Annotated in this window: 18 protein-coding genes; 10 read left to right on the top strand and 8 right to left on the bottom strand. The window is 64.2% G+C overall.

The window, feature by feature from the left end; translation table 11 throughout:
- Positions 1–108: 108 nt before the first annotated feature.
- Positions 109–1,344 carry an LLM class flavin-dependent oxidoreductase gene (locus K289_RS0102130; protein ID WP_027549950.1) on the bottom strand — a complete coding sequence of 412 codons (1,236 nt, stop codon included), beginning with the start codon at positions 1,342–1,344 and terminating at the stop codon, positions 109–111.
- Positions 1,345–1,619: 275 nt separating this feature from the next.
- On the opposite strand from K289_RS0102130, the gene K289_RS0102125 reads away from it, so the two are divergent.
- Both K289_RS0102125 and K289_RS0102120 read left to right on the top strand, forming a co-directional pair.
- Entirely contained in the window at positions 1,620–3,026 is a 1,407-nt protein-coding gene (locus K289_RS0102125) for an MFS transporter (protein WP_027549949.1), read from the top strand.
- Positions 3,027–3,173: 147 nt separating this feature from the next.
- Positions 3,174–4,361, top strand: coding sequence for a PHB depolymerase family esterase (locus tag K289_RS0102120; protein ID WP_027549948.1), 1,188 nt, complete (start codon positions 3,174–3,176; stop codon positions 4,359–4,361).
- A 79-nt stretch (positions 4,362–4,440) separates the two neighbouring features.
- Here the strand turns inward: K289_RS0102120 and K289_RS0102115 are convergent, their stop codons facing one another.
- Positions 4,441–4,746, bottom strand: a complete 306-nt coding sequence (locus K289_RS0102115; protein WP_245283831.1) for a hypothetical protein — start codon at positions 4,744–4,746, stop codon at positions 4,441–4,443.
- Positions 4,747–4,944: 198 nt separating this feature from the next.
- Here K289_RS0102115 and K289_RS0102110 point away from each other — a divergent pair, with 198 nt between their 5' ends.
- Positions 4,945–5,319, top strand: coding sequence for a helix-turn-helix domain-containing protein (locus K289_RS0102110; RefSeq protein ID WP_027549946.1), 375 nt, complete (start codon positions 4,945–4,947; stop codon positions 5,317–5,319).
- A gap of 180 nt (positions 5,320–5,499) precedes the next feature.
- Here K289_RS0102110 and K289_RS0102105 read toward each other — a convergent pair whose 3' ends face one another.
- A complete protein-coding gene (locus K289_RS0102105; RefSeq protein WP_027549945.1) occupies positions 5,500–6,180 on the bottom strand; it encodes an MBL fold metallo-hydrolase in 681 nt (226 codons plus the stop codon).
- Positions 6,181–6,351: 171 nt separating this feature from the next.
- On the opposite strand from K289_RS0102105, the gene K289_RS0102100 reads away from it, so the two are divergent.
- On the top strand, positions 6,352–7,956 hold the full coding sequence (locus tag K289_RS0102100) for an alpha-amylase family glycosyl hydrolase (protein ID WP_027549944.1): 1,605 nt from the start codon (positions 6,352–6,354) through the stop codon (positions 7,954–7,956).
- A 147-nt stretch (positions 7,957–8,103) separates the two neighbouring features.
- Here the strand turns inward: K289_RS0102100 and K289_RS0102095 are convergent, their stop codons facing one another.
- Entirely contained in the window at positions 8,104–9,807 is a 1,704-nt protein-coding gene (locus tag K289_RS0102095) for an alpha-amylase family protein (RefSeq protein ID WP_027549943.1), read from the bottom strand.
- A gap of 168 nt (positions 9,808–9,975) precedes the next feature.
- Between K289_RS0102095 and K289_RS0102090 the strand changes: the two genes are divergently transcribed.
- A complete protein-coding gene (locus tag K289_RS0102090; RefSeq protein WP_027549942.1) occupies positions 9,976–10,467 on the top strand; it encodes an MmcB family DNA repair protein in 492 nt (163 codons plus the stop codon).
- Between the two features lie 131 nt (positions 10,468–10,598).
- Here K289_RS0102090 and K289_RS0102085 read toward each other — a convergent pair whose 3' ends face one another.
- Positions 10,599–11,153 carry an ActR/PrrA/RegA family redox response regulator transcription factor gene (locus K289_RS0102085; protein ID WP_027549941.1) on the bottom strand — a complete coding sequence of 185 codons (555 nt, stop codon included), beginning with the start codon at positions 11,151–11,153 and terminating at the stop codon, positions 10,599–10,601.
- A gap of 103 nt (positions 11,154–11,256) precedes the next feature.
- Complete coding sequence (locus K289_RS0102080; RefSeq protein ID WP_027549940.1) at positions 11,257–12,567, bottom strand: ActS/PrrB/RegB family redox-sensitive histidine kinase; 1,311 nt, start codon at positions 12,565–12,567, stop codon at positions 11,257–11,259.
- A 107-nt stretch (positions 12,568–12,674) separates the two neighbouring features.
- Here K289_RS0102080 and K289_RS0102075 point away from each other — a divergent pair, with 107 nt between their 5' ends.
- The 4 genes from K289_RS0102075 to K289_RS0102060 all read left to right on the top strand — a co-directional run bounded on the left by K289_RS0102075 (position 12,675) and on the right by K289_RS0102060 (position 16,802).
- Complete coding sequence (locus K289_RS0102075) at positions 12,675–13,481, top strand: ABC transporter ATP-binding protein (protein WP_027549939.1); 807 nt, start codon at positions 12,675–12,677, stop codon at positions 13,479–13,481.
- Positions 13,478–14,296, top strand: a complete 819-nt coding sequence (locus tag K289_RS0102070) for an ABC transporter permease (RefSeq protein ID WP_027549938.1) — start codon at positions 13,478–13,480, stop codon at positions 14,294–14,296. Before K289_RS0102075 ends, K289_RS0102070 begins: the two co-directional genes overlap by 4 nt.
- 120 nt (positions 14,297–14,416) lie before the next feature.
- Positions 14,417–15,745, top strand: a complete 1,329-nt coding sequence (locus tag K289_RS0102065; protein ID WP_027549937.1) for a polyhydroxyalkanoate depolymerase — start codon at positions 14,417–14,419, stop codon at positions 15,743–15,745.
- A 217-nt stretch (positions 15,746–15,962) separates the two neighbouring features.
- Positions 15,963–16,802: a M48 family metallopeptidase gene (locus K289_RS0102060; protein WP_027549936.1), complete on the top strand. Its 840-nt coding sequence runs from the start codon at positions 15,963–15,965 to the stop codon at positions 16,800–16,802.
- Between the two features lie 205 nt (positions 16,803–17,007).
- Here the strand turns inward: K289_RS0102060 and K289_RS0102055 are convergent, their stop codons facing one another.
- On the bottom strand, positions 17,008–17,673 hold the full coding sequence (locus K289_RS0102055) for a hypothetical protein (protein ID WP_027549935.1): 666 nt from the start codon (positions 17,671–17,673) through the stop codon (positions 17,008–17,010).
- A 315-nt stretch (positions 17,674–17,988) separates the two neighbouring features.
- Entirely contained in the window at positions 17,989–20,208 is a 2,220-nt protein-coding gene (locus K289_RS0102050; protein WP_027549934.1) for a transglycosylase domain-containing protein, read from the bottom strand.
- A 166-nt stretch (positions 20,209–20,374) separates the two neighbouring features.
- Here K289_RS0102050 and K289_RS0102045 point away from each other — a divergent pair, with 166 nt between their 5' ends.
- Entirely contained in the window at positions 20,375–20,800 is a 426-nt protein-coding gene (locus tag K289_RS0102045; RefSeq protein ID WP_027549933.1) for a DUF1330 domain-containing protein, read from the top strand.
- Positions 20,801–20,833 lie beyond the last annotated feature (33 nt).

Genomic DNA, 20,833 nt, shown 5'->3' with positions numbered 1-20,833 from the left:
CCGGCCGAACGGAACAGCGTGACCACGGCATTATTGCGGCCCGCGCAGCATAGCACAGGCCGGTCGATAACATGTGATCGTCATTTAGCGCGTGGCTGCGATCGGGCCTTACCGCTTCGCCGCTTCCTTCTGCAAATCCGGCGCGTTCACGGCCGGAATCGCAACGCGGCCCGGGCCGGTTACCTTCAGCGCCTCGGCGGCCTTCTCGTTCTCCATGATCTTGGCCATCACGGCCTGGCCGGCGCGTTCGAAGATCGCGCGATTCTCGATCACGAATTTTTGCGACTTGCGCAGGCCATCGATGTAGCCGTTGATCTCCGGCACCACGTAGCGCGCGACCAGGTCCCAGCTCCGGCGGGTGTTCTCCGGATTGGCCCAGTCGTGCACGAAGCCGATGATGGCCCCGACGCCGCCGGACACCTGCATCACGTTCTTGATGGTTTTGACGAGATCGTCGGGCGTGCCGATGGTGGAGGCCGCGCCCTCGACGAAGGCGGTCTTGTCCACGGCCTCGTCGGGCGAGGAGAATGCGGTGAGTCCCGGCCGTTGCAGCGTGCCGACATTATATTCGTTGTGCCAGCGCATCAGGCCGGCGCCGGCTTCGCGGCGGGCCTGCTCGCGGGTCTCGGCGATGTGCCAGGTCAGGAGCACGCGCCAGTCGGCGCGGTTGACCTTGGTGCCGTGCTTCTTCGCGGCATCCTCGGCGAATTGCCATTGCTGCTGGAGCGACATCAGGCCCTGCGTCGTCATCGAGCCCAGCGAGATGATGCCGATGCCGTATTTGCCGGCCAGCGTCATGCCGGACGGCGAGATTTGCGAAGCCACCACGAACGGCATCTCCTCCTGCAGCGGCAGGATCTGGAGCGCGGCGTCGTTCATGGTGAACCAGTCGCTCCTGGCGGTGACGCGCTCGCCGTTGAAGAGACGGCGGATCACACCGATCGCCTCGTCCTGGCGGTCGCGCTGGGTCATCGGATCGATGCCGAGCGTGTGTGCGTCCGAGGCCAGCGCGCCGGGACCGGAGCCGAAGATGGCGCGGCCGCCGGTCATGTGGTCGAGCTGCACCATGCGCTGGGCGACGTTGAAGGGATGATGATAGGGCAGCGACACCACGCCGGTGCCGAGCTTGATGCGCTTGGTGCGCTCGCCCGCCGCGGCCAGGAACATTTCGGGAGAGGCAATCATCTCCCAGCCGGAGGAGTGATGCTCGCCGCACCAGAACTCGTCATAGCCGAGGCTATCTAATTGCTCGACAAGATCTAGATCGCGCCGGAACTGGAGCATCGGATGCTCCCCGATCGGGTGATGCGGGGCAAGAAAGGCTCCGAATTTCAGGCGCGCCATGGCGTTCTCTCCGGCTTGTTTTCTGTCTTGTTGCCCGCGCGAGGCTACGTGCTGGCGGATGCGAAGGCAATCGCGGCACATCCCGCGCGACGGAATGCGGGCATGCGGAGAGACGAGAGGAATGGCCTTCTTCTCGGCTAGCACGATCCCTCCTCTCCCTCTCCCCGTTCTTACGGGGAGAGGCGAAGGAAGCGCGGAAATCCTACCTCCGAGGTAATCGCGGCGCCTCATCCGATCTGAAATCATCGGGCAACGACATTGAAGGTCCTGCGCCGATGCATCAGATCGTCACACAACAAGTCGATTCGACCCGGCGCTGGTGGGTGCTGGCGATCGTCGTGGCCGCGCAGTTCATGTTCGGGGTCGATGCCTTCGTGGTCAACGTCGCCATCCCGACCATTGCGGTCGATCTGCATGCGACGCCCGCGCAGATCGAATCCGTGATTGCGATCTATCTGATCGCCTATGCCACGCTCGTCGTCACCGGCGGCCGGCTCGGCGACATCCACGGTACGAAAAACGTGTTCCTGGCCGGTGTGCTCGGTTTCACCGTGACGTCGCTGTGGTGCGGCCTGGCGCAATCCGGCGCGGAGCTGATCATCGCGCGGCTGGCGCAGGGCGCGACCGCGGCGCTGATGGTGCCGCAGGTGCTGGCGACGCTGCATCTGCTCTTCACCGACGAATCGCGCAGCCGCGCCTTCGGCATCTATGGCATCGTGCTTGGACTTGCCGGCGCCGCAGGCTTCCTGCTCGGCGGTCTCCTGGTCACGATCGATCTTGCCGGAACCGGCTGGCGCTCGGTATTCTTCGTCAACGTGCCGTGCGGACTCGTCATCGCCGCCGCCGCTTGGCGCATCATGCCGTCGGTGCCGCGCCGCGCCACGACCCGGCTCGACATCAAGGGCAGCGTCGTCCTGTTCGCAGGTCTGTTGGGCCTGATCGGGCCGCTGCTGTTCGGCCATGACGTCGGCTGGGCGCCGTGGCTGTGGGCGGTGATGGCGATCGGCGGCGTCATCCTCGCCGCATTCCCCAAGCTCGAACATGCGGTCGCGCGCGCCGGCGGCATGCCGCTGATCGATCTGACGCTGCTGTCGGATGCCGGCTTTCTGCGCGGCCTCGGCGCGGCATTCTTCTTCTTTGTTGCCAATCTGTCATTTTATCTGGTCATGACGCTGTTCATGCAGCGGGGATTGAAGATCCCGCCGCTGTCCGCCGGCATGGCCTTCATTCCCCTTGCGCTCGCCTTCGTGGTGGCGTCGCGCCACAGCGGTGCGCGGGCGCGACATCGCGGCACCAAGGTATTGATCGAAGGCTGCGGGATGCAGATCGCGGGCCTCGCTGCGCTGGCATTCGTTGTGAGCCACGTCGATACGCCGACGCCGGTCTGGTTCGCGCTCACCATGGTCATCTTCGGCTACGGTCAGGGATTGGTGATGGCGCCGCTCTCCGGCGCTGTGCTCTCGACGGTGAAGCCCGTTGCCGCGGGCTCTGCATCCGGCATGTACGGCACGACAGCGCAGATCGGAAATGCGGCCGGAGTGGCCGCAATCGGCGCAGTTTTCTTCGCCGTCGAATCATTGCAATCAGCGCGCGCAGGATTCTTCGTCTCGCTCGCCTTGTTCGCGACGTTAATCATGATCTGCGCCGCATTTCTGGCGTGGATGCGCCGCGCATCTGCATGAAGTTGAGGCACCGCGGTTAATACCTGCGGATTTCTGCGGGTTTTCCCGCGATTCCAGGCAGATCGACAGCACACGGGCTTTTTATTTTGCACTGCAGCAACTATTTGGTTTGGGTGATCGTTGAAAGTCGCCCACCAGGAAGTTGCCGTGTCGTTAGCAAGAAATGTCGATCTGTTAAGACGTCTGCCAAAGCTGGACGGTCTGCGCCTTGCCGAGTTCGGCCGGAGCGCTGATTCCTCCAGCCCGCTGGAAGAGGTCACGAGCTTCGGTGCCAATCCCGGTAATTTGCGCATGTTCGCGTTCGTGCCGGCGCAGTTGCAGGAGCCGCGCGCGCTCGTCGTCGTGCTGCATGGCTGCGGCCAGACCGCGGCGTCGTACGATCTCGGTGCGGGATGGTCGACGCTCGCGAGCCACTATGGCTTTGCCGTGTTGATGCCGGAGCAGCAGCGCGTCAACAACGGCAACACCTGCTTCAACTGGTTCAGTCCGGAGGATACCGCGCGTGACAGCGGCGAAGCGCACTCGATCCGCGAGATGATCGCGCACATGGTCGCGGCGCATGAGATCGATCCGCGCCGCGTTTTCATTACCGGCCTGTCCGCCGGCGGCGGCATGACGTCGGTGATGCTTGCGACCTATCCGGAAATCTTCGCGGCCGGCGCCGTCATCGCCGGACTTCCCTATGGCATCGCGTCCAACCTGCGCGAGGCGCTGGACGGCATGTTCCATTCACCGGAGCGCTCGGCGGGCGCGCTCGGCGATCTCGTGCGCAACGCTTCGGATCATCGCGGCCCCTGGCCGAAAATCTCGGTGTGGCACGGCAGCGCCGACCGCACCGTCAATCCCGGCAACGCGAACGAGATCGTCAAGCAGTGGCTTGATCTGCACGATCTGCCGGCGGAGCCGATGGCGGAGACCGATGTCGACGGCTATCCGCGCCAGGCCTGGTGGAACAAGAAGGGCGAGACGCTCGTGGAGTCCTACACCATCACCGACATGGCGCATGGCACCCCGCTCGGCATCGCCGACAATGACCACCGCTATGGCATGGAAGGCGCGTTCCTGATCGAGGCCGGCATCTCCTCGTCCTATCACATCGCGAAATTCTTCGGCCTGACCGACTGGATCCGCGATGCCGAGACCAAGCAGCCGACGGCAAGGCCGGCCGTTGCCGCGAAACCGGCGGCGACCTTGTCGCCCGCACCCCACCTTGCGCGGTCGATCCGCTCGGCCATGGCCGAGCAGCCGGCCGAGCCGAAGCGCAAGCGGAGCCGCGGCTTCGATCTCGGCGCGTTCGTCACACGGGCGCTGACCGCCGCGGGATTGATGAAGTAGTTTTTGTCGTCGTCCGGGCCTGGTGCGCAATTGCGCACGGGGAGCCGGGACGATACCTGCATTTTGGCAGCGCTGCGGATCAGAGTTCGGTCTGATCAATCACCTCGATCGGCGTCACCGTCACCTCGCCGCCGGCGACCTTTCGCGTCATCTCCGTGTAGTGCTTGAAGAAGTCGCGCGATTGCAGCGTCTTCTGCGCGGCGTCGTCGCTGACGCTGGCGATATGGAAATAGTTGTCGTCGTCGCGGTTCTTCATGCAGCGATAGCCGATCCGTCCCCTAAGCTCCGGATCGTCGTTGATCGCCTTGATGAAGCGGCCGATCTCCTGGTGCCAGGCCTCCGTCGTGCCGTTCCTGAACTGATATTTGATCATGAAGTGCTTCATGTGACGCTCCCTGTTCGTCTTGTGCGTCATCATCTGCGGCCCAACGCGCAGTCCTGCAAGTATGGACAAAATTGATAGTATGGACTTTTTTGCCGCCCCTCCTATCCTCATCGCATGGCGTTTTCGAGCGAAGTGGATACCGGTTCGCGTAAGGAAAACGCGTCAAAACAAGAATGGCTGGCGCATGGAGGAGACGACATGGCGAAGGCAAGAGCGGCACCGTTGCGCACCTGTCCGGTCGCGGCCTTTCAGAAGATGATCAGCGGCAAGTACAAGCTTCGCATCGTCTGGGACCTGAAGGACGGCCCGCGCCGCTATGGCGAGATCCGGAGCGGTCTTTTGCGCGGGACCGCCGGCAGCGCCGAGATCACCCCGCGCGTGCTCAGCCGCGAACTGAAGGCGCTGACGGAGAGCGGCCTGATCGACCGCAAGGACTTCGGCGAGGTGCCGCCCAAGGTGGAATATCGCCTGACCCGCAAGGGCAATAGTTTCGTGCCGGTCGTTGCCGCGATCCGCGAGTGGGGCGAGCGTCACCTCGGCGAGCCCGCGGCGTTGGCGGACGCCGCCGAGTAGCGTGGCCTGAACTTACTGCGAGACCCTCATGGTGAGGAGCGCGGAACGCGCGTCTCCGGACGATGCTTTGCATCGCCGGGCGAACCATTCAGGCCCGGCCCTCACCGGCAGCCATCCTTCGAGACGCCCGCTCGTCGCGGGCTCCTCAGGATCAGGGCGTGTGCTCGTGGCCCAGTAAAGTTAGATCGCGCCGGTGATGAACGGGTTGGTCATCCGTTCCTGGCCGATGCTGGAGCCTGCGCCGTGGCCGCAGATGAAGCCGACGTCGTCGCCGAGCGGCAGCAGCTTGGTCTTGATCGAATTGATCAAGGTCGCGTGATTGCCGCCGGGCAGGTCGGTGCGCCCGACCGAGCCTGCGAACAGCACGTCGCCCACATGGGCGAAGCGCAGCTCCTTGTTGAAGAACGCCACGCTGCCGGGCGAGTGGCCGGGGCAGTGCAGGATGTCGAAGTGCAGGCCGCCGATCGACACGCTGTCGCCCTCGTCGAGCCAGCGGTCGGGGGTGAAATTGCGCACGCCGGTCATGCCGAAGCGCGCGCCGCTCTCCACGACATTGTCGAGCAGGAACTTGTCCGCGACATGCGGGCCCTCGATCGGCACCTTCAGCGCATCGCGCAATTCGGCGGCGCCGCCGACATGGTCGATATGGCCGTGCGTCAGCCAGATCTTCTCGACCGTCACGCCGGTCTGCTTGATCGCCTCGAGGATCTTCGGCACGTCGCCGCCGGGATCGATCACCACGGCCTTCTTGCCGGGCTCGTCCCAGATGACGGTGCAGTTCTGCTCGAACAGCGTCACGGGAACGATGATCGCGCCCGCCTTGGCTTGTCGGGACTCTTGGGTGTCATTTTGCTCGGTCATGGCCGCACAATGCCGATTTTTAACGGGCCGCCAAGCAAAAGATTCGCGCCCGGACCGAGGAACAGCCGTGCCTGGCGTCATATGGCCGTCCCAATTGGCTTGCTGGTTTGAACCGGGACGTTCCTTCCGCGTTCTCTCGCGCAGGGAAGATATCAGGTTGGTGTTTCCGGCATGGCTCAGGGCGGCGAGAATTGGTGGCGCGACGGCATCTTCTATCAGATCTACCCGCGCTCATTTCAGGACAGTGATGGTGACGGCGTCGGCGATCTCGCCGGCATCTTCCAGCGGCTGTCCTATGTGAAATCCCTCGGCGTCGACGCGATCTGGCTGTCGCCGATCTTCGCCTCGCCGATGGTCGATTTCGGCTACGACATTTCCGATTACACCGGCATCGATCCGCTGTTCGGCACCATGGAGGATTTCGATGCGCTGCTCGCCGCCGCGCATGACAGGGGCCTGAAGCTGATCCTCGATCTCGTGCCGAACCACACCTCGGACCAGCATCCCTGGTTCATCGAGAGCCGCGCCTCGCGCGACAACCCCAAGCGCGACTGGTACATCTGGCGCGACCCCGGACCCGATGGTGGCGCACCGAACAACTGGCTGTCCGAGTTCGGCGGCAGCGCGTGGGCTTACGACGAGACGACGGGTCAATATTACTATCACGCCTTCCTCGCCCAGCAGCCGGACCTCAACTGGCGCAACCCGCAGGTGCGCGCGGCGATCTATGACGTCATGAGGTTCTGGCTCGAGAAAGGCGTCGACGGCTTTCGCGTCGACGTGATCTGGCATCTGATCAAGGATGCCGAATTCCGCGACAACCCGCCGAACCCGCATTATGTCGAGGGCCGGCCGCCGAACGAGACGATCCTCACGCAATATTCCACCGACCAGCCCGAGGTGCATGACGTCATCGCCGAGATGCGGCGCGTCACCGACGCCTATGACGCGCGCGTGCTGATCGGCGAGATCTATCTCCCGCTGCACCGGCTCATGGCCTATTACGGCAACGATCTCACCGGCGCGCAGATGCCGTTCAACTTCGCGCTGCTCTCGACCTTCTGGAGCGCGCGCTCGATCGAGAAGATCATCGAGGATTACGAGAAGGCGCTGCCGAAGGGCGCCTGGCCGAACTGGGTGCTCGGCAATCACGATCGTCCGCGGGTGGCGGGCCGTGTCGGCCCCGAGCAGGCCCGCGTTGCCGCCATGCTGCTGCTGACGCTGCGCGGCACCCCGACGCTCTATTACGGCGACGAGATCGGCATGCATCAGCTTGCGATCGCGCCGGAGGATGTCCGCGATCCCTTCGAAAAGAACGTGCCCGGCATCGGCGTCGGCCGCGACGGCTGCCGCACGCCGATGCAGTGGGATTCATCGCCGGCCGGCGGCTTCTCGGGCACGCGGCCATGGCTGCCGCTGCCGGAGGACCATATCCATGAAAACGTCGCCAATCTCCAAGCTGACGCGCGTTCGATCCTCAATCTCTACAAGCGCCTGATCGCCTTGCGGAAGGCCTGTCCGCCGCTGGTGTCGGGCGATTACGTTCCGATCTCGGCGCAGGGCGACCTGCTGCTCTATCGCCGCAAGACCGAGGATCGCGCGGTGATCGTCGCGCTCAATCTTGGCCCCGAACCGATCGCCGTCACCACCAGCGCCATCCGCTTCGGCAGCGAGATTCTGCTCTCAACGTATCTGGATCGGGAAGGGGAACGGCTCGAAGGCATGCTGAATCTGCGCGGCAACGAAGGGGTGATCGTTGTGCCGTCGCGCCTCTAACCGTCGTCTCGGACAAGCGCAGCGAAGCGAAGCGCAGATCCGGGACCCGTTACCACAGGGAGTAGCTTGGCGAAGACGGGCGGTTATCAGCTCGCGCTACAACGACCCGCTGGGTAATGGGTCCTGGCTTTCGCCAGGACGATGCTGTCACCTACCCCCATGCCCCCTCCCGCGCATCGTCTTGCGGTCGACATCGCCGCGCTTCAAGAGATAGTCGAGCCCGCCGACCCGATACCAGCGATAGCCGTAGGGCTCCAGCACGACACGGTGCTGGCTGCGCTTGTCGGCGCGGCTGTGGTCCTCGGCGAGCAGGTTGATCAGGAGCTTCCCCGTCTCGCCGGGCAGCTTGGCCGAGAAGACGATCTCGCGCGGCTTTTCGTCGAGATTGTGCACGAACAGCACCGAATTGTTGCGCCAATCGTAGCGGATGATGATGACCGCGGGATCGCGCGCCGGAATGATCGTGAAATCGCCCCAGCCGACCTCGGGCACCTCCTTGCGCATGCGGACGATGCGTTCGGTCCAGTTCAGCAAGGAATTTGGATCGCGTCGCTGCTTGGCGACATTGACGTGCGGGAAGCCGTAAGGACCCTCGTCGATGACCGGGCAGGCCGGCCTGCTGCTCTTGGTAAAGCCGCCATGCGGCTCGTCCGACCACTGCATCGGTGTGCGCGCGCAATCGCGCTCCGGCAAGGAGAGATTATCGCCCATCGCGATCTCGTCGCCATAGCGGATCACCGGCGTACCCGGCAGCGTGCACATCAGGCTGTAGGCGAGCTCGAGCCGCCTGCGGTCGCCTCCGAGCATCGGCGCGAGCCGGCGGCGAATGCCACGGTCGTAGAGCTGCATGTCCTTGTCGGCGCCGAAGCATTTGAACACGAGGTCGCGCTGCGCTTTCGTCAGCCGACCGAGATCAAGCTCGTCATGATTGCGCAGGAACAGGCCCCATTGCGCCGAGGCCGGCCGCGGCTTGGTTGCCGTCAGCGCCTTCGCCAGCGGACGGGAGTCGGCCGAGGCCAGCGCATAGAACAGATGCTGGTTGACGTGGAAGTTGAACATCATGTGCATGCGGTCGGCGTCGCGGCCGAAATATTCGAGATCGGTCTTGGGCAGCACATTGGCCTCGGCCAGGACGATGGCGTCGCCCTGCCGCCATTGCAGGAACTCGCGGAACATGCGCAGCATCTCGTATTGCTCGACCGGCTTCTTCACCTTCGCGCCCTTGGTGGCGATGATGAAGGGGACCGCGTCCATGCGGAAACCGGAGACGCCGAGCTGGATCCAGAACCCCATGATCTTGAGGATCTCGGCCTGGACGTGCGGGTTCGACGTGTTGAGATCGGGCTGGAAGTCGTAGAAGCGGTGGAAGTACCAGGCGCCCGCTTCCTTGTCGCGCGTCCAGGTCGACTTCTGCACGCCGGGAAACACCATCCCCTTGTTGGCGTTGGCGGGCTTCTTGTCGGACCACACATACCAGTCGCGATAGGGTGAGTCCTTGGATCGCCGCGCCTCCTTGAACCATTGGCACTGATCCGAGGTGTGGTTGACGACGAGGTCGATGATGACGCGGATGCCGCGCTGCTTGCAGCCATGGGTGAATTCGACGAAGTCGCCGAGCGTGCCGTAGCGCGGATCGACACTGTAATAGTCGGCGATGTCGTAGCCGTCGTCGCGGCCCGGCGAGGGCTGGAACGGCATCAGCCAGATCGTGGTGATGCCGAGGCCGTCCAGATAGTCGAGCCTGCGCTGCAGGCCCTTGAAGTCGCCGACGCCGTCGCCGTTGGCATCCATGTAGGTGCCGACGGACAGGCAGTAGATCACGCCGTTCTTGTACCAGAGATCGTCGATCATGCGCCGCGGCCTCATCGTGCCGCCGGGTGCGGCGGCTGCGTGATAAGTGCCGGGGGGAGGCGAGGTTCCGTGCCTCAGTCTCGCTGTCGTCCGGTGGCGCGACGCGCGCCCCGGAATGACGGATGGAGATGGTGTCCGCCTATGACGGAATCGGCTAAGCTGCCCCCCATGGACAGCACCGCCCGCAACATCGCCCTCGTGCCGCCGCCGGACCGCCGCCAGTCGGAGACGGCGCTGGCGATCGCGCGCGGCACGTCGCGGCTGTTGCGTTCGCTGGGCTTCACCTGCATCAGCGAATTGCCGCTGCCGTCGGGCCGACGCGCCGATCTCGTGGCGCTGAACGAGCGCGGCGAGATCTGGATCGTCGAGATCAAGTCGTCGGTCGAGGATCTGCGCGCCGACCAGAAATGGCACGAATACCGCGCCCATTGCGATCGGCTGTTCTTCGCCTTCACGCAGGATCTTCCTTGCGAGATATTTCCGCAAGACACCGGCCTGATCATCGCGGACGCCTACGGCGCGCATCTGCATTGCGAGGCGCCCGAGCACAAGCTGCCGGCGCCGACGCGCAAGCAGATGACCGTGCGCTTCGCCATGGCGGCAGCGCTCAGGATCAACCGGCTGGTCGATCCGCTGGGGCACGCGGATTTTTGGGAGTAGCGGTACCGCGAACGCGGATTCCGGTAGGGTGGGCAAAGCGAAGCGTGCCCACCAAATTCCAGCCAATCAGGTCGAAGCATAAGTGGTGGGCACGGCGTTGCGCGCCTTTGCCCACCCTACAAGGTCAGAGGTTACCTCGGCGCGCGCTTCGCCAGAATACGCTGCAGCGTGCGGCGGTGCATGTTGAGGCGGCGCGCGGTTTCCGAGACGTTACGGTTGCACATCTCGTAGATGCGCTGGATGTGCTCCCAACGCACGCGATCGGCCGACATCGGGTTCGCCGGGAGCTCGGACTTTTCCGTGCTGGTCGAGAGCAGCGCCGCGACGACGTCGTCGGCATCGGCGGGCTTCGAGAGATAATCGATCGCGCCCATCTTCACCGCGGTGACGGCGGTGGCGATGTTGCCATAGCCGGTCAGCACGATCGCGCGCGCCTCGGGCCGCTTCTTCTTCAGCGCGGAGACGACGTCGAGACCGTTGCCGTCGCCGAGCCGGAGGTCGACGACGGCGAAAGCCGGCGCGGCTTTGCCGATCTGTGCCAATCCGTCGGACACCGTGTCACACGACGTCACGGTAAATCCGCGCGTCTCCATCGCCCGCGACAGCCGCTCCAGAAACGGCTTGTCGTCCTCGACGATGAGCAGCGAGCGGTCGGTCTGTTCGTTCAGTTCGGCGATGGCGTTCAAGGTTTTGTCCTCTCTCCAGCGCATCTACATATGGCGGCACAATCTGTCGGTGCCAAGGCCGTCGATAGTCGATCAGCCCTTCCGTGCGACGCAAGGTCGCGGTCTATCCTATTGTTTCTTCGAGCGTCTCGATAGCCTCAAAACGCTGCCTGGGCCACGTGATCTGAACCACCGCACCGTGTTCCGGGAAGGTCCGGTTGGTAAACGAGACCTTGGCGCCGGTGCGTTCGAGCAGCGTGCGCGCGATGAACACACCCAACCCGAGGCCGCCGCCCTCGTCCTGGGTGCGGCGCCGCGACAGATAGGGCTCGCCGATCCGGTTGAGGAGATCGGGCGGGATGCCGGGACCGTCGTCCGAGATCACGAGTTCGATCGTGTCGTTGTTCCACCAGGCATTCACCTCGACGGTGGTGTGGGCGAAATCGACGGCGTTCTCGACGATGTTGCCAACGCCGTAGAGGATCGCCGGGTTGCGCGAACCGACCGGCTCGGCCGCGGCGGCCACCGCAATCCGAACCTTGATCGCGACGCCGAAATCGCGATGCGGGGCCACCACCTCCTCGATCAGCTCCGACAGTTTCATGCGATCGAACGGCGCACCGGTGGAGGAGAGCTGAGTGATCTTGCTCAAAATGTCGCGACAGCGCTGCGTCTGCTCGCGCAAGGTTTTCAGGTCGGCGGCAAAGCTCGGGTCCTTCACCGTCTTCTCCAGCTCGCGCGAGATCAGGAAGATCGTGGCGAGCGGCGTGCCGAGCTCATGCGCGGCGGCCGCCGCCAGCCCGTCGAGCTGGGTCAGATGCTGCTCGCGCGTCAGCACCAGTTCGGTTGCGGCAAGCGCGTCCGCAAGCTTCCTCGCCTCTTCGGTGACCTGGAAGGAGTAAAGGCTGGTGACGCCGATCGCGAGCACGATCGAGAGCCAGACGCCGACGAGATAGATCGGCGGCAGCACCAGGGGATCGTCCGAGTCCCAGGGCAGCGGCAGATGAAAGAAGAAAAGGATCGAGGCGCAGGCGACGGCCAATAGACCAAGGCCGAAGGTGAGGCGGGCCGGCAGCGCGGTCGCCGAGATCAGCACGGGGGCGAGGAACAGGAACGAGAACGGGTTCTGCAATCCGCCGGTGAAGAAGAGCAGGCCGGCCAGTTCCACGATGTTCAGTGCAAGCAGCGCGGCGGCGTGGACCGGGGCGAGCCGCTGCATCGGATTGGCGGCGGTCTGGAGCACCAGATTGAGCGCTGCCGACAGGGCGATGATGCTGACGCAGGGAACGATCTCGACGTTGAACTCGAGCCCCTGCGCCACGATGAAGATCGCGGCAAGCTGGCCGAGCACAGCGAGCCAGCGCAGCCGCAGGATCGTGTCCAGGCGGATATGCCGCTGTGAGGGGCGGAATTCGGACGTGGCGATTTCGGTCATATCGGCCAATGGGGCGGCGCCTTCTCGATCACAAACACGGTGGCTCACACAATCCGTCTGGTTACAAGCCTTGCGCTTGCCGCTGCAATAGCAGAAGAACGCCCAGCATGACCGAGAATGACAAGGCTTCAAGTCGGCTCACTGTCGCGGACCGCTCCCCGACCGCGGCGATCGAGGTCGACCATCTCGTCAAGGTCTACAAGCAGACCCGCGCCGTCGACGGTATCTCATTCACCCTGCCGCCCGGCAGCATCGCGGGACTTCTGGGCGGCAACGGCGCCGGCAAGACCACCACCATCGCGATGATCATGGGCCTGGTGCTCCCGACCTCGGGGCGCGTGCGCGTGCTCGGCCACGCCATGCCGGAGGAGAGCGCCGAGGTTCTGGGGCGGATGAATTTCGAGAGCCCTTATGTCGACATGCCGATGCGGCTGACCGTGCGGCAGAACCTCACCATCTTCGGCAAGCTCTATGCGGTGAAGAATCTGTCCGACCGCATCGCAAAGCTGGCCGACGATCTCGATCTCACCGAGTTCATCGACCGCGCCAACGGCAAGCTCTCCGCCGGACAGAAGACCCGCGTTGCGCTCGCCAAGGCGCTGATCAATACGCCCGAGCTGCTCCTGCTGGACGAGCCGACCGCCTCGCTCGATCCTGATACTGCCGATTGGGTGCGGGCGCATCTGGAGCGCTACCGCAAGGACAACAACGCCACCATCCTGCTCGCCTCGCACAACATGCTCGAGGTCGAGCGGCTCTGCGACCGCGTCATCATCATGAAGCGCGGCCGCATCGAAGACGACGACACGCCCGAGGCCATCATGGCGCGCTACAACCGCTCGACGCTGGAGGACGTGTTCCTGGACGTCGCGCGCGGACGCGTGAACGGCGTCCGCGAAGAGGCGGCGCGATGAGGGAGGTCGCCCTCCATCGCGGCCTGTCCATGCACCGTATCGGCGCGATGATCCTGCGCTACTGGTACCTGCTGATGTCATCCTGGCCGCGGCTCCTGGAGCTTCTGTACTGGCCGGCGCTCCAAGTCATCACCTGGGGCTTCCTTCAGCTCTACATCGCGCAGAATGCCAATTTCTTCGCGCGCGCCGGCGGCACGCTGATCGGCGCTGTCATCCTGTGGGACATATTGTTCCGGGGGCAGCTCGGCTTCTCCATCTCTTTCCTGGAGGAGATGTGGGCGCGCAACCTCGGCAACCTCATGATGAGCCCGTTGAAGCCGATCGAGTTTCTGCTCGCGCTCATGATCATGAGCCTGATCCGGCTCGCGATCGGCGTCATTCCGATGACGCTGCTCGCTCTGTTCCTGTTTCACTTCAACGTTTACAGCCTCGGCCTGCCGCTGATCGCCTTCTTCTGCAACCTGATCTTCACGAGCTGGGCGGTCGGCATCTTCGTCTCCGGCCTCGTCCTGAGGAACGGCCTGGGGGCCGAGAGCATTGTCTGGACGCTGATGTTCGCGGTCATGCCGCTCGCCTGCATCTACTATCCCGTCAGCGTGTTGCCCGGCTGGCTGCAATACGTCGCCTGGTCGCTGCCGCCGACCTATGTGTTCGAGGGGATGCGCGCGCTCCTGATCGAGCACACCTTCCGGACCGACCTGATGCTGGATGCGCTGGCGATCAATGCCGGCCTCCTGGTTGCATCCTTTTGGGCATTCCTTGCCCTTTTGCGCAGCGCCAAGAAGCACGGGTCACTGCTCTCGAGCGGTGAATAGTCGTCACTTTCCCGTGGATTTTCGCTGTTTTATCCATTCGGGCTACGTAAATGTACGGAAGCATACATTGACGCAATATTACGCATTCGGCAGTATGCTGCGATGCGAGAGGAATTGAATATGCCCATTGGTGAGTTTGGCGGCGCACCGCCCCTGGCGGCCGAAGGCAGTCCGGTCCTGACGACGCCGATGTACTGGATGTACGAGATGGCGCACGCCTCTCTCAATCCGGCACGCGCGGTCACCGACGCCACCAAGATCCTGTTTCAGAATCCCATGAATCCCTGGGCGCACACCGAGGTCGGCAAGTCGGTGGCAGCGGCCTGCGAGCTGTTCGAGCGCACCACGCGCCGCTACGGCAAGCCGGAATGGGGCTTGGACGACACCGAGGTCAACGGCATCCGGGTCCCCGTCGAGATCCGCCCGGTCTGGGAAAAGCCGTTCTGCAGGCTGCTCTACTTCGATCGCAAGTTCACCCGCCCGCTGCGCAGCCCGCAGCCGCGCGTGCTGATCGTGGCGCCGATGTCCGGCCACTATGCAACGCTCCTGCGCGGCACGGTGGAAGCCTTCCTGCCGGCGCATGAGGTCTACATCACCGATTGGGCCGACGCCCGCATGGTGCCGCTCAGCGAGGGCCGCTTCGATCTCGACGACTACATCGACTACGTCATCGAGATGCTGCACGTGCTCGGCGGCAACACCCATGTGATGGCGGTGTGCCAGCCTTCCGTTCCGGTCGTCGCTGCTGTCTCGATCATGGAAGCGCGGCGCGACCCGTTCGTGCCGCTGTCGATGACGCTGATGGGCGGGCCGATCGACACCCGTCGCAATCCGACCGCGGTGAACAAGCTCGCCGAAGAGCGCGGCATCGACTGGTTCCGCAACACCGTCATCAGCAAGGTGCCGTTCCCGCATCCGGGCATGATGCGCGACGTCTATCCGGGATTCCTGCAGCTCAACGGCTTCATCAGCATGAATCTCGACCGTCACATGGACGCGCACAAGCAGCTCTTCGCCAATCTGGTGAAGGGTGACGGCGACCTCGTCGACAAGCATCGCGACTTCTACGACGAATATCTCGCGGTGATGGACCTCTCGGCGGAGTATTATCTGCAGACGGTCGACACGGTGTTCGTGAAGCACGCGCTTCCGAAGGGCGAGATGACCCATCGCGGAACACGCGTCGACCCCTCGAAGATCACGCGCGTGGCGTTGATGACGGTCGAAGGCGAGAACGACGACATCTCGGGTCTCGGTCAGACCGAAGCAACGCACGGATTGTGCAGTTCGATTCCTGATCATCGCCGCGTTCACTACGTCCAGAAGGGTGTTGGACATTACGGCGTGTTCAACGGCTCGCGCTTCAAGTCGGAAATCGTGCCGCGGATTCATGATTTCATGGTCTCGGCCGCGAATCCGAAGGCGGCGCAGGCTCTCGCTGCCGAATAGCCGCGTTTTTCGGCTTTCCCGCTGCAAATTTGGCCTCTGTCGCAGGTCTCGACAGGGCTGCGATACCGCCAGATTCGCGGTATTTAGGTAGTCTTATAAGAGTGAGTCTTCCCTCAACCCTTGGGGAGGCCGCATGCGCCGGGCGGGGGCGAAAAATTGGGGTTCCAACCCCAGTCTGTAGGGTCTCCCGGTCCGCCAACCCCTGTATATTGGGCAAATGATTTGTTTTTGCGCCGAGCGCTTTCCCTGGCGGCGGTTATGGCAGAATCCGGGCGAACTCCTGCTCCCCGGACTCACAGACATGGCCACTCGCGCGCTCCTCTATCGGCGGCCCCACGAACCAAAGACCCTCCTGATCACCCACGGATCGCAATATTTTGCCATCCGATTGCGCCGGCACCGCCGCGCGCGTCGCTACACGCTCAGAATTCATCCGAGCGATCGCGAAGCCATCCTTACAATGCCGCCGCGGGGCACACTCGCCGAAGCCAAAGACTTCGCGCAGCGCCACGGCGCGTGGATCGCGGCACGCCTCGGCCGTTTGCCGAAGGCAGCACCCTTCCAGGCGGGCACAGTGATACCGCTGCGTGGCGTGTCCCATCGCATCGTGCATCGCGCCGGCATTCGCGGGACGGTGTGGACGGAAGTGCGCGATAGCGGCGAGCGCATCATCTGCGTCGCCGGCGGTCTCGATCATGTCGATCGCCGCGTCCATGACTTCCTCAAGCGCGAGGCGCGGCGCGATCTGCAGCGTTCGGCCGAAGCCTATGCCGCCGAGCTCGGCGTCAGGGTCAAGCGGCTCTCGATCCGCGACCAATCGAGCCGCTGGGGCTCCTGCACCTCGGCGGGCTCGCTGTCATTCTCCTGGCGCCTGATCCTGGCGCCGCCCTTCGTGCTCGACTATCTCGCCGCCCACGAGGTCGCCCATCTCGTCGAGATGAACCACTCGGCGCGGTTCTGGCGCGTGTGCGGAAAGGTCTGCCCGTCAATGGAGCGCGCCAAGAAGTGGCTCGACACCCACGGCAACGATCTGCACCGGTACGGGATCGAGGATTAGGGCTCGCTGTTGCCCCAACTGACGCTGTCATCGCCCGCCTTGTGCGCAATTGCGCGCTGGAGCGGGCGATCCAGTATTCCAGAGGCAGTGACGCATTACGGAGAAGCCGCGGCGTACTGGATTCCCCGCTTTCGCGGGGAATGACAGTCGAAAATGCGGCGACGTCTGCGCCCTTCCAGGCGCCGACAACAATTCATCTCCAGGGTCAGGCGTTGAAATCCGCGCTTGTCCCCGGCGGCGTGGGTGACGCGAGATAGGGCGATTGCCGTTGCGCAGTGGCCTTTTGGCCCTCGGCCAGCATCGCCTGGAAAGCCGCGTCGAGTTGATCGCGGCTATAAGCCGCGGAACTGCTTTCACGCGGCGTCCATTGCGATTGCGTGATCGCGGTGGGAGCCTTTTCGACAGTGCCACCAAGCAGCTTGGCGTAGCTGTCGGCCCGCCACTGCGCCAGATCTGGTCCGCTCAGATCCGGAGGGTCCTTGAGGTCGCCGATCCTTGCGGCCGCCTCGTTGGTCATTGCCGACGACCCGCCATTGTACAGAGTGGCAACCACCTTGCCGTTAACCGTCACCCGAGCATAAGTGTTCTCGGGTGCATTGTCCGCGACGGACGATTGAGTTGCAGTCGCGCCGTGGGTCATCAGCCAGTTCGTCGCCATCAGGTCGCGCAGAACGGGATTGTCCGCCGCCGATATTGGCTTGGCACCTTGCAGCGGCTTGAGCTGGGAGACGTCGATCCGGGGGCCACCGGCCGCCGCGTCGCTTGCAGCCGACACCTCCGATTGGACGCCCGCTGTCGATGTCGCATTTGAACTGGACGTTGATGCAGGGCGCAGATAAGTCGACGCCGCACTGGCTAGGCCTGAAATCATGGAACGCTCCTCGGCACTAAACTCAATTCCTCAGCACAACCTAAGGGAGCAAATCCTGGGCCGATGATGGGAGCTTGAAGGGACTGGAGTTTTTGCGTTCAGGGATACCCCGGCCTCGGTAAGTCTTGCCGCCGTAGGCAGGACTTGCCTCTCCGAGCCGCGGATCGCAGGCTTGTGGCATCGCGCGACCGAATGATCCGACGCGTCAATAACTTCGCAAATTCCACCTCGCATCGCGCCGCCAATCACCGGCTACTTTGCATGGGGTTGTTTTCGAGATTTTGGCTTTGACGTCACGAAGACCTCAGGCCGAGGCTACCTGTTGCCGCCAAACAGCCGGTCCATCAGCCAGCCATCGAGCCCCGCCGCCGCTTCCGGCCGCACATTCGCGCGCGTAGGTGGCGGGCGATAGCCGCCGTTGTTCGCCGGGGCCGGCGCGGGCGCTGCCGACGGTGCCGGTGCCGAGACCTGCGACGCCGCCTGCGCGAGGTTCGACAGACCCCAGCTACCTTGCGAGTTCGGCAAGGCTGCCACCGGCACGCCCTCGTGCGCCGTGCGCATGAAGCGTGACCAGACCTCCACCGGCAGGCCGCCGCCGGTCGCCTTCTTGGTCGGCGAGTTGTCGTCATTGCCGAGCCAGACGCCGGTGACGAGGTTGGCGGTGTAGCCGACGAACCAGGCGTCGCGGTAATCCTGGCTGGTGCCGGTCTTGCCGGCCGCCATCCAGCCCGGGATCTCCGCCTTCTTGGCAGTGCCGGAGATCAGCGTCTCCCGCATCATCGTGTTCATCATCGCGACATAGCGCGGCTCGATCACCTGGTTCCGCTCGTCGGGCTGGCGCATGTAGAGCAGCTTGCCTTCAGCCGTCTTGATCCGCGTCACCACATGCGGCGCCACCGCGAAGCCGCCATTGGCGAAGGGCGCATAGGCGCCGACCAGCTCGACGACGGAGACCTCGGAGGTGCCGAGCGCGATCGAGGCGTTGGGCTCGAGCTTGGAGGAGATGCCGAGCCGGTGCGCGGTGCGCACCACGTTCTTCGGCCCGACTTCGAGGCCGAGGCGAATTGCGACCGTGTTGAGCGACATCGCCAGCGCCTGCGTCAGCGTGACCGCGCCGAAATATTCATGGGTATAGTTCTCGGGCTTCCAGCCCTTGACCTCGATCGGCGCGTCCTGGCGGACCGTGTCCGGCGTCAGCCCCTGCTCGAGCGCGGTCAGGTAGACGAATGGCTTGAACGAGGAACCCGGCTGGCGCTTGGCGGTGACCGCGCGGTTGTACTGGCTCTCGGAATAGTTCCGGCCACCGACCATGGCGCGCACCGCGCCGTCCGGCGTCATCGCCACCAGCGCGCCCTGGCTGACGTTGAACTTCACGCTCTTGGCCGCCAGCTCGTCGATGATGGCGGCTTCCGCGACGCTCTGGAGTTTCGGATCGATCGTGGTCTCGACCGTGATGCTCTGGTCGATCTGGCCGACGAGGTCGTCCAGCACCTCGCCGATCCAGTCGGCGACGTAGTTGACGGTGCCGGCGCCGACCGGCTTCACGTTGTACGAAGGATGGCCGATCGAGGCCTGGGCCTGCGCTTCCGTGATGAACTTGGCGTCCGCCATCGCGGCCAGCACGACCTGCGCGCGCGCTTCCGCGCCTTCGGGGTTGCGGTTCGGCGCAAGGCGCGAGGGCGATTTGACGAGGCCGGCCAGCATCGCGGCTTCGGCAATGGTGACGTTCTTCGCCGACTTGCCGAAATAGCGCTGCGCCGCGGCCTCGACGCCGTAGGCGCCGGAGCCGAAATAGACGCGGTTGAGATAGAGCTCCAGGATCTCGTTCTTGGAATGCTTGCGCTCCAGCCAGATCGCGAGCTCGGCCTCCTGCAGCTTGCGCTGGAAGGTGCGCTCCTGGGTCAGGAACAGATTCTTGGCGAGCTGTTGCGACAGCGTCGAGCCGCCCTGCGACACGCCGCGATGGAGCACGTTGGTGACCGCTGCGCGCAAGATGCCGACCGGGTCGATGCCGAAATGCGAATAGAAGCGGCGGTCCTCGATGGCGATGAAGGCCTTGGGCAGATAGGGCGGCAGGTCCTTCAGCGCGACATTGGCGCCGGCCATCTCGCCGCGCTGCGCCAGCATGCTGCCGTCCATGCCGACGATCTGGATCGTCGGCGGCCGTTTGGGAATCTCCAGCGACTGGATCGGCGGCAGATGGGCGCCGACCCAGATCACGACGCCGATCACGGCGATCGCGCCCCACAGGCCGAGCACTGCGCCCCAATAGACGAGGCGGCCGATGCCAAAACCTCTGCGCGACTTCGACCGGCGCTTGGCGCTGCTGCGGTTCGGCTGCGCCTTGCGCTCGCGCGGCGGCTCGGCGTCGGAATCATCGCTTTTGCGCTTGGCGGATGATTTGGCTGATTTCTTCGGCTTGTCGTCCTCGGCGTTCGGGATGCGATCCGCCGCCGTCAGGCGCAGATCGGCGAGCGCCGCGGGCAAGCCGAACAGCGGCTCTTTCCGCCCGCCCTTTTTCTTTCCCCACGCCATACGCAAACGCCCAGTCAGCCGCCCTGCCGCACGCTAGCGGTCGCGGTTTAAGACCCGGTTACCCAAAGCTTAATGCGCGATTAGGAGGTGCGGCGGCGCGGAGATTCCGTTCCGCACTCCGCGTGACGAAGCTAGGATCGGCGGCACAAAGATGAGGGAACTCGAGATGGGCCATATCGATCCGACCAAGGAAATCTTCGCGCAATTCCGGGACAATGACCGCCCGGGTCCGATCCACATGCTCAACCTGGTGCGCTTGCGGAAGGAAGCGGCCTATCCCGACGGCCGCAAGGCGACCGGTGCGGAAGCCTATGCGGCCTATGGTCGCGAGAGCGGTCCGGTGTTCGAGCGCCTCGGTGGCCGCATCGTCTGGCAGGGCAAATTCGAGCTGATGCTGATCGGTCCGCAGGAGGAGCGCTGGGACCACTGCTTCATCGCCGAATACCCGAGCGTCGCCGCCTTCGTCGAGATGATCCGCGATCCCGTCTATCGGGAAGCGGTGAAGCATCGGCAGGCCGCGGTCGAGGACTCGCGGCTGATCCGGCACGCGGTGCTGCAGGTGGGGAAGAACTTTGGGGAGATACCTTCCTGATTCAAGGGTGGGCAAAGCCCCGGAGTGCGCGAA

The sequence above is a fragment of the Bradyrhizobium sp. Cp5.3 genome, assembly GCF_000426265.1.
Taxonomy (GTDB): Bacteria; Pseudomonadota; Alphaproteobacteria; order Rhizobiales; family Xanthobacteraceae; genus Bradyrhizobium; species Bradyrhizobium neotropicale.
The sequence above is the reverse complement of the archived record's forward strand: the minus strand, read 5'-3'. Positions and strand labels throughout refer to the sequence as shown.

Excerpts from the sequence above, each read along its gene's own strand:
- K289_RS0102130 (WP_027549950.1), bottom strand. The coding sequence starts at position 1,344 with ATGGCGCGCCTGAAATTCGGAGCCTTTCTTGCCCCGCATCACCCGATC.
- K289_RS0102125 (WP_027549949.1), top strand. The coding sequence starts at position 1,620 with ATGCATCAGATCGTCACACAACAAGTCGATTCGACCCGGCGCTGGTGG.
- K289_RS0102115 (WP_245283831.1), bottom strand. The coding sequence starts at position 4,746 with ATGAAGCACTTCATGATCAAATATCAGTTCAGGAACGGCACGACGGAG.
- K289_RS0102110 (WP_027549946.1), top strand. The coding sequence starts at position 4,945 with ATGGCGAAGGCAAGAGCGGCACCGTTGCGCACCTGTCCGGTCGCGGCC.
- K289_RS0102105 (WP_027549945.1), bottom strand. The coding sequence starts at position 6,180 with ATGACCGAGCAAAATGACACCCAAGAGTCCCGACAAGCCAAGGCGGGC.
- K289_RS0102100 (WP_027549944.1), top strand. The coding sequence starts at position 6,352 with ATGGCTCAGGGCGGCGAGAATTGGTGGCGCGACGGCATCTTCTATCAG.
- K289_RS0102095 (WP_027549943.1), bottom strand. The coding sequence starts at position 9,807 with ATGATCGACGATCTCTGGTACAAGAACGGCGTGATCTACTGCCTGTCC.
- K289_RS0102090 (WP_027549942.1), top strand. The coding sequence starts at position 9,976 with ATGGACAGCACCGCCCGCAACATCGCCCTCGTGCCGCCGCCGGACCGC.
- K289_RS0102080 (WP_027549940.1), bottom strand. The coding sequence starts at position 12,567 with ATGACCGAAATCGCCACGTCCGAATTCCGCCCCTCACAGCGGCATATC.
- K289_RS0102075 (WP_027549939.1), top strand. The coding sequence starts at position 12,675 with ATGACCGAGAATGACAAGGCTTCAAGTCGGCTCACTGTCGCGGACCGC.
- K289_RS0102070 (WP_027549938.1), top strand. The coding sequence starts at position 13,478 with ATGAGGGAGGTCGCCCTCCATCGCGGCCTGTCCATGCACCGTATCGGC.
- K289_RS0102065 (WP_027549937.1), top strand. The coding sequence starts at position 14,417 with ATGCCCATTGGTGAGTTTGGCGGCGCACCGCCCCTGGCGGCCGAAGGC.
- K289_RS0102060 (WP_027549936.1), top strand. The coding sequence starts at position 15,963 with ATGATTTGTTTTTGCGCCGAGCGCTTTCCCTGGCGGCGGTTATGGCAG.
- K289_RS0102055 (WP_027549935.1), bottom strand. The coding sequence starts at position 17,673 with ATGATTTCAGGCCTAGCCAGTGCGGCGTCGACTTATCTGCGCCCTGCA.
- K289_RS0102050 (WP_027549934.1), bottom strand. The coding sequence starts at position 20,208 with ATGGCGTGGGGAAAGAAAAAGGGCGGGCGGAAAGAGCCGCTGTTCGGC.
- K289_RS0102045 (WP_027549933.1), top strand. The coding sequence starts at position 20,375 with ATGGGCCATATCGATCCGACCAAGGAAATCTTCGCGCAATTCCGGGAC.